General features: G+C 37.7%; 3 protein-coding genes and 1 tRNA gene. All 4 read right to left on the bottom strand.

What is annotated here, in order from left to right; genetic code table 11:
• Positions 1–182: 182 nt before the first annotated feature.
• A complete protein-coding gene (gene yajC / locus HNQ37_RS08335; protein ID WP_183541269.1) occupies positions 183–518 on the bottom strand; it encodes a preprotein translocase subunit YajC in 336 nt (111 codons plus the stop codon).
• 41 nt (positions 519–559) lie between these two features.
• A tRNA-Thr gene (locus HNQ37_RS08330) sits at positions 560–632 on the bottom strand.
• A gap of 137 nt (positions 633–769) precedes the next feature.
• Positions 770–1,918: a tRNA guanosine(34) transglycosylase Tgt gene (tgt, locus tag HNQ37_RS08325; protein WP_183541266.1), complete on the bottom strand. Its 1,149-nt coding sequence runs from the start codon at positions 1,916–1,918 to the stop codon at positions 770–772.
• A gap of 175 nt (positions 1,919–2,093) precedes the next feature.
• The gene (gene nagA, locus HNQ37_RS08320; RefSeq protein WP_183541262.1) at positions 2,094–3,251 is read right to left on the bottom strand and encodes an N-acetylglucosamine-6-phosphate deacetylase; all 1,158 of its coding nucleotides are present in this window, start codon (positions 3,249–3,251) and stop codon (positions 2,094–2,096) included.
• Positions 3,252–3,508: the final 257 nt, after the last annotated feature.

Here is a 3,508-nt window from a genome sequence, read left to right as displayed (position 1 = left end):
GAGACTTGGATGAATTGTTATCCAAGAAAAATGTTCAAGTATCAGACACCATTTCAGATGTATCGGGGTGGCTAAATTAAATTTGCAATTTGCCAAATTGATTTTATTAAAATTTATAAGTCTAATATTTGGAATAAATAACTAAAAAAGAAGCTTAATTTGCCTCTTTTTTAGTTATATTCTTATTTAGATTCTTCAATTGGATTATCAATTGGAGCTTCTACTATTGTTTCATCTGAAATTCCATTCAATGAAACTGGTTTGCTAAAAGTACGGATTGCAGACTTTTCAAAAGTCAAAACGACACCTTCACAGTCTATATCAACTGTATTCAAGTCGGTATTTACAGAATCAATAACACCGTGCAAACCACCAATTGTAATTACAATATCACCTACTGACATTGTGTTCAATTGCTCTTGACGTTTTTGTTGTTGTTTCTTTTGTGAACGTTGCATCCACCACATCAACCCAACCATAATGATGATGATGGGTAAGAAAGTTACTAATGAAGACATATTTTACCTCGAATTTTTTTTACTTTAGTGAGTTGAAGTAATGCCGACTATAGGAATCGAACCTACGACCCCTTCGTTACGAGTGAAGTGCTCTACCGACTGAGCTAAGTCGGCTTATTACTTACCACATCAACCACCTTTGCGGTTGTCCAAAGACAACACTTAATTATAGCAAATCTTGCAAAGAATGCAACTTGAAATTATTGTTAAAGAAGAATTGGGAATCCCAATCCTTCAAGATACTATCTGCTTTAAAAATCTTTGGCATTTGTTTTATTGTATCCATATCGTTCACAGAAACCTTCACGGAACTCAAGCAAATTATCATCTTTGATTGCCTGACGAACATCTTCCATAAGGTGAATAAGGAAGTATAAGTTGTGATAACTCAAGAGGCGCATTCCAAATGTTTCTTCTGCTTTGATTAAGTGACGAATATAAGCTCTAGTGTAGTGTGTACAAGTGTAACAATCGCACATTGGGTCTAGAGTTGTGAAGTCATGTTCATACTGTGCATTACGTATGTTCATACGCCCAAAATGAGACATGACTGTTCCATTACGAGCAATGCGTGTAGGCAAAACACAGTCAAACATATCAACGCCTCGTATCACACCATCAATCAAACTATCAGGAGCACCTACTCCCATTAAGTAACGAGGTTTGTCTTCTGGTAAAAGGATTGTTGTGTAATCAAGTACCTCGTTCATCTCTTTATGTGATTCTCCAACTGCAAGACCGCCAATTGAATAGCCAGAAAAATCCATACTAGTCAGATCTCGAACGGATTGTTCCCGCAAATCTTTATATCCAGCGCCTTGAACAATACCAAACAATCCTTGGTCATTCCATCGACGATGTGCTTCCAGTCCACGCTCCGCCCATCTTGTAGTTCGTTCAATTGAATTTTTAACATAGTCATAAGGTTGATAAAACTGGGGACACTCATCAAAACTCATCATAATATCCGAGCCAAGATTATTTTGAATCTTAATAGAAGTCTCAGGTGTCATGAATAAATTTCGACCATCCAAATGTGACTTGAAAGCAACTCCTTCCTCTGTGATGTTTTTCTTATTTTCTATCAATGAATAAACTTGGAAACCGCCCGAATCGGTTAATATAGGTTGATCCCAATTCATGAATTTATGCAGACCTCCCGCTTCCGCTATAAGCTCATCTCCCGGACGCACCCAAAGATGATAAGTATTTGAGAGAATGATTCCAGATCCCATCTCCTTAAGCTCTTCTGGAGATTGTGTTTTTACAGTTGCTTGGGTACCCACTGGCATAAACATTGGCGTTTGAAAAGTTCCATGAGGAGTGATAATCTCCCCTAAACGAGCGCCAGTGTGTTTTTCTTTTTTTAATAATCGGTATTTTACTGCATGTTCTTTCATTTTCCTAGTATAACAGATTTTATAAGAAAAAGACCAGGGTCTTGCGCCTAGTCTTTAAATTTGAACATTCTAAGAACATGAGATTTGAAAATCTCAAACTAATTATATTTCAGTTTTTTATGAAAAGTTTTCACACGCAACAAATCTAAAAAAACATTTCTTTTCAATTTATTACTTACTTAATGTGTACCGAATAGGATTTTTCACCATTCAAATAGGTTGCTTCAAGATTTAATTCAGAGTCAAGCACGATAAAATCAGCTTCATAACCCGATTTAATTTGACCACATACATCATCAATCCCAACTGATTTAGCTGGCGTTAAAGAAGCCATCATGATTGCTTCTTCAGGGCTTGCAATACCCCAATCTACTAGATTCTTAACCGCTGTTTTTAATTTTAGTACAGATGCAGCGGGGCGCCCAGTTGGTAGCCATGCGGCACCATCTCGTACTTCTACCTCATATTCACCTAGCATATATGGGCCATCTGGTAAACCTGCAGCACGCATTGAATCTGTAACAAGCACAACATGGTCCGCACCCTTCATTTTCACAACAATTTCTATAGCCTCTGGGCGAACATGATGACCATCACAAATAAGCTCCGCATAAGTATTGGGTGTATTCAAAATTGCACCAACCATACCAGGTTCATTGTGGTTGAGCCCACTCATTCCATTGAATGTATGTATCCAGATGGTGGCGCCAGCCTCAATACCTGAGACTGCCTGTTTATAAGTTGCATTTGAGTGCCCTAAGGCAATCTTGACACCAGCCATAGTAGCTTTTCTTATAAATTCCTCTGAACCAACACGTTCAGGTGCAAGCCCAACTTTTTTTAGGAGTCCTTTTGCAGCTTTTTGCCAATCCTCAATTTCCCACATCTCAGCATCGCGCATATACTTAGGGTTTTGTGCCCCCTTATGTTCTTCGGTAAAGAAGGGACCTTCAAAGAATATTCCACGGACCTTAGCCCCTGTAGTTTCTTCATAATGATTTCCAATTACCTCGCAACACTTTAAAAGGCCTTCATGGCTATCAGTTAAAGGGCTGGGTAAAAAGCTTGTCACTCCTGCACTGAGTAATCCTTCAGACATTGTATGCATAATCCCTTCAACATCCGCATCTTGAGAATCAGCACCACCAAAACCATGAATGTGAGTGTCAACCAAGCCAGGTGCTATCCATTTTCCAGAATAATCTTTAATTTCAACATCAGTTGGAGCTTCTTCCATCCAGGCACCAAATTTTCCATCAATAATCTCTAAGTAGCCAGGACCTTGAGTATGGTAAGAATAGAAAAACTTGTCTGCTTTTAAATAATAGTTCATATATATTTCCTTTATTTTTGGTCTATACCAATTATAGCAAATTTTTACAATTTTCCAAGCTTTTATTTTCCGATTCCAGAATAAGAATGCTCAATCTTGATATCTCCTAAAACTCATAACAATGCGAAGGCTACAGTAACGCTATTTCAAATATTATAAATCAATGGCAAATTGCAAATTTAATTTAGCCACCCCGATACATCTGAAATGGTGTCTGATACTTGAACATTTTTCTTGGATAACAATTCATCCAAGTC

Source organism: Lactovum miscens (genome assembly GCF_014202895.1).
Classification (GTDB): domain Bacteria; phylum Bacillota; class Bacilli; order Lactobacillales; family Streptococcaceae; genus Lactovum; species Lactovum miscens.
This window is presented reverse-complemented; position numbering and strand designations above follow the sequence as displayed.

Coding starts and splice junctions, on each gene's coding strand:
- yajC (WP_183541269.1), bottom strand. CDS start 518: ATGTCTTCATTAGTAACTTTCTTACCCATCATCATCATTATGGTTGGG.
- nagA (WP_183541262.1), bottom strand. CDS start 3,251: ATGAACTATTATTTAAAAGCAGACAAGTTTTTCTATTCTTACCATACT.
- tgt (WP_183541266.1), bottom strand. CDS start 1,918: ATGAAAGAACATGCAGTAAAATACCGATTATTAAAAAAAGAAAAACAC.